Below are 7,729 nucleotides of genomic sequence, written 5' to 3' on the forward strand. Positions count from 1 at the left end.
GGGTGGGGCGGTACCGGATCGTGGCGCGGCTGGGCGCTGGCGGCATGGGGCGGGTGTATCTGGGGCGTTCGCCCGGCGGCCGGCAGGTGGCGGTGAAGGTGGTCCGGCCGGAACTCGGCGAGGACCGGGACTTCCGCCTGCGGTTCGTCCGAGAGGTGGTTGCGGCACGCCGGGTCAACGGCGCGTACACCGCGGGTGTCGTCGACGCGGATCCGGAGGCTTCACCGCCCTGGCTGGCGACCGTCTACGTGCCGGGGCCCTCGCTGGCCGACGCCGTCTCCGAGCACGGGCCGTGGCCGGCGGAGAACGTGCTGGCGTTGGGCGCGGCCCTGGCCGAGGCCCTGGAGTCCATCCATCAGGCGGGGGTGGTCCACCGGGATCTGAAACCGTCCAACATCCTGCTGGCGCAGGACGGCCCCAGAGTGATCGACTTCGGGATCTCGGTGGCAGCCGACGCCAGTGCGCTGACCCACACCGGGATGGTGGTCGGCACACCCGGGTTCATGTCGCCGGAGCAGCTCACCGGGGCACCGGTCGGTCCGGCCAGTGACGTCTTCTCGCTCGGCGCGGTGCTGGCGTTCACGGCCACCGGCGAGGGCCCCTTCGGGATCGGGTCCGCTCCGGTACTGGGATACCGCGTCGTTCACGAGGAGCCCGACCTCGGCGCACTCCCGCCGGTGCTGCGTTCCCCGATCGCTGCCTGCCTGGCCAAGGACCCACGCGCCCGTCCCACCGTCGACAGCCTGTTGGAACGGCTGTCGGAGGCATCGGGCGACTCGGTGGACACCGTCACCACCGGTGGGGGGACCTGGCTGCCCGGCCCGCTGGCCGGCACCGTGCGGGAGCGCGCCACGGCCTCCCTCCCCGGCGCGAACCCGGCGGCCCCGACCGGCGCGAGCCCGGCGGTTCCGGCCAGCGCGAGCCCGGCGGTTCCGGCCGATCCTCGTCCGGGGCAGGACCCGCGATCCGGCGCGCACCCGATGGGCCCGGGCGGCGACCCCGGCCCGCAGGGCACGGAGAGCCGGACGGCCTCCGCCCCGGCCCGGACGCCAGCCGCGTCACCGACCGTCGGGACGGCCGCATCGCCCCTGACCGTTCCGCTGGCCATCGGCGAACCGCGAAGGCTCCCGCGCAGGCGGGCCGTCGCAGGACTGGCCGGGCTGGCCGGGCTGGCCGCGGCCGTCGGCTCGGGTGCGGCCCTGTGGAGAGCCTTCGCTCCCGGGGACGACGGCTCGCCCGAAGGCGGCGGAGGCGTCGACCGCCCCTACCGGTGGCGGTTCAGGACCGGCGCCATGATCGAGTCGTCGCCGGCGGTGGCCGACGGGGTGGTGTACGTCGGCAGTGGCGACGGCGGTCTGTACGCGGTGGACGCGGCGTCGGGGACCGAGGTGTGGCGCTTCGCGACCGACGACGTGGTGACCACGTCTCCGGCGGTGGCCGGCGGGGTGGCGTACGTCAGTGGCAGCACCCGTCTGTACGCGGTGGACGCGGGGACGGGGCAGGAGAGGTGGCGATTCGAAGCCGGCGACTCCGACACCGTCGTCTCGTCGCCGACGGTAGCCGACGAGGTGGTGTACGTCGGCGGCCAGTTCGGCGGTCTGTACGCGGTGGACGCGGCGTCCGGCGCAGAGGTGTGGCGCTTCGCGACCGACGACATGATGATCGTGCCACCGACGGTCGTGGACGGGGTGGTGTACGCCGGCAACAGGATGCGTCTGTACGCGCTCGACGCGGGGGCGGGGACGGAGATCTGGCGGTTCGAGGGTCAGTGGGACAAGGATTCTTCGCCGACGGTGGCCGAGGGCGTCCTGTACGCCTGTGACGGTGCGTACCTGTACGCGCTCGACGCGGCATCGGGAAGGGAGACCTGGAAGTCCGAGGCTGGGGGCGGGAACAGCTCCCCGGCGGTGGCCGACGGCATGGTGTACGTCACCGCCCGCAACGGTATGTCGGTGGTGGACGCGGCGACGGGCACCGAAGCGTGGCGATGCGAGGGCGACTGGCAGTGGTTCTCCTCCCCGACGGTGACCGACGGCGCGGTGTACTTCGGCGCCGACAGCTCCCTGCGCGCGGTGGACGCGAGCACCGGGGAAAGGGCATGGCGGTCGGCGACCGGAGCGGAGGTGGTCTCGACTCCGGCGGTGGCCGACGGCGTGGTGTACGTCGGCAGCCACGACTCCCATCTGTACGCCGTGGAGATCGGGCCGCGTGGCGGCGTGTGACGGGGCCGCGACGCCGGCGCGGCGCCCCGGGCCGCGTCCGTCGTCGTGATCTCAGGAGCGTGCCGCCGACACCTCGGTCCCGGCGAACGCGCCGTTGCACTCACGCTGGAGGGCGATGTCGCGCCACATCGGATGGTGGGGGGCGGCGTTGGAGCACACGATGGTGCCCCACGCCCCGACCCGCGCGCTGAGGCGGACGGCCTGCCGGCAGAACTCCGCGCCGATAGGCCCTTCCTCGAAGTTGCCGGTCAGCGGGGTGTAGCCGATCCATCCCTCGCCGAAGACCAGGGGGATCCCGCGTCCGGCGCAGAGATCGGCCGCCGCGGAGATCCAGGTGTCCAGGGTGCGGAGCATGGACACGCGGTGTTCGCCGTACCGTTCGTACAGGAACCGGTCCCAGGCCTCGGCGTCGCACCAGTCGTGCACGTAGATCTCCGGCTTGCCGACGATGGTGGCCTTCAGCCGCCACTCCTCGCCGGCGGGCGGCCGCCACTGGTCGAAGGGCGGGGCGCCGGGGCGCATGAGGTCGGCGCGGGCGCGCTCCTCGTCGAAGCCGCCGTCGGTCGCGCGCAGGCCGTACCCGACGACGAGTTCGTCGAGCACTCCGTAGACATAGGGGTGGAAGACGCCGACGTCGATGTTCTCGGGGATGCCGCGGAACGCGTCCAGCGGGACGCGGGCGTAGTTGACGGTGACGGGGACGGCGGGTTGGCGTTCGTGGAAGCGGGCCAGGCCGCGTGCGAGGCGTTCCCGCAGCTCCACCACGGCCGGTTCGCGGCCGGGCAGGCCTTCGGTGAGGTATCCGCCCTGGACCTCGTTGTGGAGTTCGACGAACGCGATCACCTCGGCGAGCCCTTCGGCTTCGGCGAGTTCGCAGGCGTCGGCGAGGGCGTCGGCCAGCCGGACCGGGCGGTCCTCCGGGTCGACGGCCATCAGCGCGTCGAACCATCGCCGGTCGCCGGCGAAGGAGCTGCTCTGCTGGTACTCCCAGCTGGAGAGGATCACCACGACCCCGTGGCGCCTGGCGGCGCGCAGCAGTGCGAGCAGGTGGGCCCGGGGGTCGAGACGGACGCGGTGGCGTACGTCGTACCAGCGGGTGCCCTGGGCGTACTCCCCGCCGAGTGGCCCGAACTCCGTCTCTCCGGACAGCCCGGAGCCGAAGATCAGGTACGGCATGGCGCAGATCCGGATGGTGTTGTAGCCGCGCTCGACGGCTTCGGTGAAGGCGCGGTCGAGGTCCTCGAAGGGCTCGCCCGGGCCGGTGCGGGTGTACCAGCTGAAGTCCCACAGGGTGATGGTGAGGCGGTCCGGCAGGTGCGGCGGGAGTGGTACGGGTGTGTAGGTCATCTGTCCCTGCTCCGGGGTGGTGGGGGTGTCTCGGCGTGGAGGTGTCTCAGCCCTTGAGGGCGCCGGCGCTGAGGCCGTCGATGAGCTGTTTGCGAAGGGCGACGAAGACGAGGATGGAGGGGATCGCGGCGAGCATCGATCCGGCGAGGACGATGTCGTACTGGCGGCCCTCGGCACCGAAGATCGCCTGGAGTCCGAGGGGCAGGGTGTAGCTGTCCGGGTCGCCGATGACGATGAGCGGCCAGAGGAAGTTGTTGTACGAGTTGAGGAAGCTCCAGACCGCGAGCGCGGCGATGGCCGGGCGCAGGAGGGGCATGACGAGTCGCCAGAAGAGGCCCGCCTCGCCGACGCCGTCGATCCGGCCGGCGTCGAGGATCTCGTCTGGGACGGACTGCTCCACGAACTGGCGCATCATGAAGATGCCGAAGGCGGGCGCCACCCAGGGCACGACGAGGGCGAACCACGGGTCCGCCGTGCCGGTCCGCGCCAGGAACACGAACAGCGGCACGACGATGACCGCGAAGGGGATCGCGAGCGAGCTGAACATGACGTTGAACAGGGCGTTCTGGAACCGGAAGCGGTACTTGGCGAAGCCGTACCCGGCCATCGAGCACACCACCACGGTGATGGTGGTGGAGGCGAACGCGATCAGGGTGGAGATCAGGAACCACTGCCAGAACGGGTGCCCGTCGAACAGCGCCGTGTAGTTGTCGAGGGTCGGGTCGGGCGGCAGCAGGGTCGGTGGGTAGGCGAAGATGTCGCTGCGTCGCTTGAACGAGGAGAACAGGGCCCACACCAGGGGGAAGAGCCAGACGCCGACGCGAGGACGAGTCCCGTGTAGAGCGCGACGCGGCCGGGGCGGGCCGGGCGCGAACGGCTGACCGCTCGCCGGGGCGGCGCCGGTGTGGTGGGCAGGTCGGTGGTCGTCGTCATCGGTTCTCACCCGCTCCGAACACTCGGATCGCGATCCGCCCCAGGGCGAAGACCACGACGAACATGACCACGCCGGCGGCCGAGGCGTAGCCGAGCTCCTGTCGCTGGAAGGCGGCGCGGTAGATGAACTGGGCCACCGACATGGTGGCCTCGCCCGGCCCGCCCTGGGTCAGCAGGAAGGGCTCCTCGAAGATCTGCGCGGTGGACACCAGGACGGTGACGCCGATGAACGCGGTGACCGGGCGCAGTTGCGGGAGGGTGACGCTCCAGAAGCCGCGGATCGGGCCCGCGCCGTCGATCTGGGCGGCCTCGTGCAGTTCGTGGGCGACGTTCTGCAGGCCGGCGAGGAAGAACATGGTGAGGTAGCCGGTCCAGCGCCACAGCACCAGGATGATCACGACGGCCTTCGCCCAGAACGGGGAGGTGAGCCACGCGATGCCGGGGCTGCCGAGGGTGGCCTGGGTGAGGCCGTTGACCAGGCCGAACTGCTGGTCGAAGAACAGGCCGAAGACCAGTGCCACCACGATCGGGGACACCACCACCGGCAGGAAGAAGACCGTGCGGAAGAAGTCCCGGAACCTGAGCCCGCGGGCGTTGAGGGCGAGGGCGATCATCAGCGACAGCGGCAGGACGACGCACATCGTGCCGACGGTGAACACGGCCGTGTTGAACAGGGCGGTGTAGAAGCTGGGGTCGTCGAACAGGCGGGCGTAGTTGTCGAGTCCGACCCATTCCGGGTTCCCGACGCCCGCCCAGCTGGTCATGCTCAGGAAGGCGCCGATCGTGATCGGGACGACCATGAAGAGCAGGAACAGCACGTAGAACGGGGAGATGAACAGGTAGGGGGCCCACGATCGCGCGCGGGTCGCGCGGGTCGCGCGTCGTCCGGTCGGCGACGGGAGCGCCGCCCGGGTGGTTCCGGTGTCGGGGGTGTCGGTCAGGCTCATCAGGACCTCACCTGTCGGCGGTAGGAATCCGTGGCCTCGCGGATCACTTGGGCAGGGGTCAGGTCGCCGTCGTAGAGGCCCAGCATCGGCGCGCCGATCGCCACGGTGAGCGCCTCGTTGTTCTCCGACAGGAAGAACTCGGGCAGGTCCTCGGCCGCCCTGGCGTACTCCAGGAAGGACTGTTGGCCGCCGAGGAACTCGTCGCGGAAGGACGTGAAGTCGGGCTCGGCGTAGAGCGAACGCAGGGTGGGCAGGAACCCGCCGGTCCGGAAGCGGAGCAGTTGGCCCTCCGGGGTGAGGTAGACCCTGCGCAGCAGGTCGAGCGCGGCTTCGCGTCCCGGGTTCACCGCGGACACGGTGAACCCGGTGCCACCGAGGTTGGAGGCGATGTGGCCGCCGCCGTCGAAGCGCGGCAACGTCCGCAGCCGCCACTGGCCGGCCTGTTCCGGGGCGTTGGCCTCGAGGCCGTAGACCCGGTACCACGAGGGCATCGTCAGCGCGACGAGCAGGCCGGACTTGATGGCGGCTCCCGCCGCGGCGCCGTAGGGGTCCCCGACGACGAGGAACGCGCCGTTGGCCACGCCGCGTTGGATGAGGTCCAGTGCCTCGACGGACTCGTCGGTGTCGATGGTGAGGTTGCCTTCGGCGTCGAACGGGCTGCCGCCGCGCTGGATCAGCGACTGCAGGTAGGTGTTGTAGAGCGAGGTGTTGTCGCCGTTGGACACCATGCCGATCGACTTGCCGGTGGCCTGGTGGAGGCGGCCTCCGATCTCCAGCATCTCGTCCCAGGTGGCCGCGTCCGCCGGCAGCCCGGCCCGATCGAACTCCTCGGGTCGGTAGTAGAGGACCGAGATCGAGGTGTCGGAGTCCAGGCCGTAGAGACGACCGTTCAGGCTGTAGGGCCCGCGCCGCAGGAGGTCGTCGCCGAACGGTTCGGCGATCTCCGTGAGGTCGAGGAACAGGGACTCGGCGAGGTCCCCCTTCATCACCCGTGGGAACTCGGAGATGATGACGCCGAGCAGGTCGGGCGGGGAGCCGTCGGCCATGAACTGGGTGATGGTGCGCGTCAGCAGGTCGCCCCCCGCGGCGGCGGTCACCTCGAGGGACGGCGCGTACGCCGAGCCGCGCATGATGCTCCGGTCGCCCAGGGCGGCCTGGAACGTGGCGGTGTAGCTGGGATCGTGGGTCCACAGCCTGAGGCCGACCGCGCCATCGGTCACCGGATCGGCGGGGGCCGCGGTCACACACCCGCCGGTGGCGAGCATCCCCATGCCGCCCATCAGGCCCAGGAACCGGCGTCGGCTCGGGCCGCTCACGGGGCACCGATCCCCGCGGCGGCCCGGTAGACGGGCACCAGCCGCATGCCTTCCACCCGCAGGGTGACCTCGGCCGGACGCAGGCCGTCCGGCACGTGGATCGCCGCGGCGGGGTCGAACGGGAGCAGCCGCAGGACCAACTCCGCGCCGTTCTCCAGCGCTTCCCGGTGCCGGGCGAGGTCGATCTCCCAGGGGGATCCGTTCCAGTACTGGTCGGCTATCAGGGTGCCGTCGAGTTCGGCGCGGGCCGCGTCTCCGACCCAGTCGAGCCGCAGCAGGAGGCGGTGGGCGCCGGTGAGGGCTTCGTGGTCGAACTCGACCCGGTGGGCGGCGGCGCCGGCGTAGTCGTCGGCGGTGGGGGCGGTGGCGCGGTTCAGCGGACCGCCGAGGCGTTGGGGTGCCGGCCCCTGTGCGGCGGCGAGTTCGACCAGTCGGGCCTCGGGGACGGCCGTGGGGGCGTCCACCGCGAAGCGGGCGAAGACGCCGCTCGTGCCGGTGGCTCGCAGCGCGAGCGGCACGGCCGGCCCGGCGCCCGCTTCGTCGTCCCGAAGTCCCACGGTGCCGGTCGGTGCGGGGTGGACGAGCAGGGTGCCTCCGCCGGGGCCGCTCTCGATGTGCAGCAGCTGCCCGTCGGGCACGACGTGGACGCCGTCGCCGACGACCAGGCGGCGGGTTCCCCACAGTTCGCCGACCGTGGTGTGCCGCGCGGTGTGCTCGTCGAGGACCAGCAGGCGCAGCGTGCCCAGTTGGACCAGCGCGTCCGTGCCGGGGTGCGGGACGCGGATCCGGACACGTCCGGAGCCGAGTTCGTCCACGAGGATGTCCCGGCCGTCGACGGACGCCGGGTCGACGCCGGTGAGGACCAGCTCGACCGGGATGCCGGCGGTGCGGGTCAGCACGACCAGGTCGCCGAGGACGGTCACGAGTTGGGCCGTGGCCGACTCCAGGGTGGGCGTCTCCGGGG

General features: G+C 71.8%; 5 protein-coding genes and 1 pseudogene. 1 reads left to right on the forward strand and 5 read right to left on the reverse strand.

The features are described 5' to 3' along the window. Window positions 1-2,222, forward strand: a 2,222-nt coding sequence (locus E1283_RS27700; protein WP_132820895.1) for an outer membrane protein assembly factor BamB family protein, incomplete at its 5' end; no start/stop codon positions are given. 51 nt (window positions 2,223-2,273) lie between these two features. Here the strand turns inward: E1283_RS27700 and E1283_RS27705 are convergent. From E1283_RS27705 to E1283_RS37560, 5 genes and pseudogenes are all read right to left on the reverse strand, one after another. After that, the gene (locus E1283_RS27705) at window positions 2,274-3,569 is read right to left on the reverse strand and encodes a cellulase-like family protein (RefSeq protein WP_165956268.1); all 1,296 of its coding nucleotides are present in this window, start codon (window positions 3,567-3,569) and stop codon (window positions 2,274-2,276) included. A gap of 46 nt (window positions 3,570-3,615) precedes the next feature. Further along, complete coding sequence (locus tag E1283_RS27710; protein WP_132820896.1) at window positions 3,616-4,512, reverse strand: carbohydrate ABC transporter permease; 897 nt, start codon at window positions 4,510-4,512, stop codon at window positions 3,616-3,618. Continuing rightward, the gene (locus E1283_RS27715) at window positions 4,499-5,449 is read right to left on the reverse strand and encodes a carbohydrate ABC transporter permease (protein WP_132820897.1); all 951 of its coding nucleotides are present in this window, start codon (window positions 5,447-5,449) and stop codon (window positions 4,499-4,501) included. The genes E1283_RS27710 and E1283_RS27715 overlap by 14 nt, the downstream gene beginning before the upstream one ends. Continuing rightward, window positions 5,449-6,765 (reverse strand): ABC transporter substrate-binding protein, encoded by a 1,317-nt coding sequence (locus tag E1283_RS27720; protein WP_132820898.1) that lies wholly within the window; start codon window positions 6,763-6,765, stop codon window positions 5,449-5,451. Before E1283_RS27720 ends, E1283_RS27715 begins: the two co-directional genes overlap by 1 nt. Further along, window positions 6,762-7,729: pseudogene (locus E1283_RS37560) on the reverse strand (hypothetical protein); the annotation flags it as partial. The pseudogene E1283_RS37560 and the gene E1283_RS27720, both read right to left, overlap by 4 nt.

Origin of the sequence: Streptomyces hainanensis, assembly GCF_004348415.1 — a bacterium.
GTDB classification, from domain to species: domain Bacteria; phylum Actinomycetota; class Actinomycetes; order Streptomycetales; family Streptomycetaceae; genus Streptomyces; species Streptomyces hainanensis.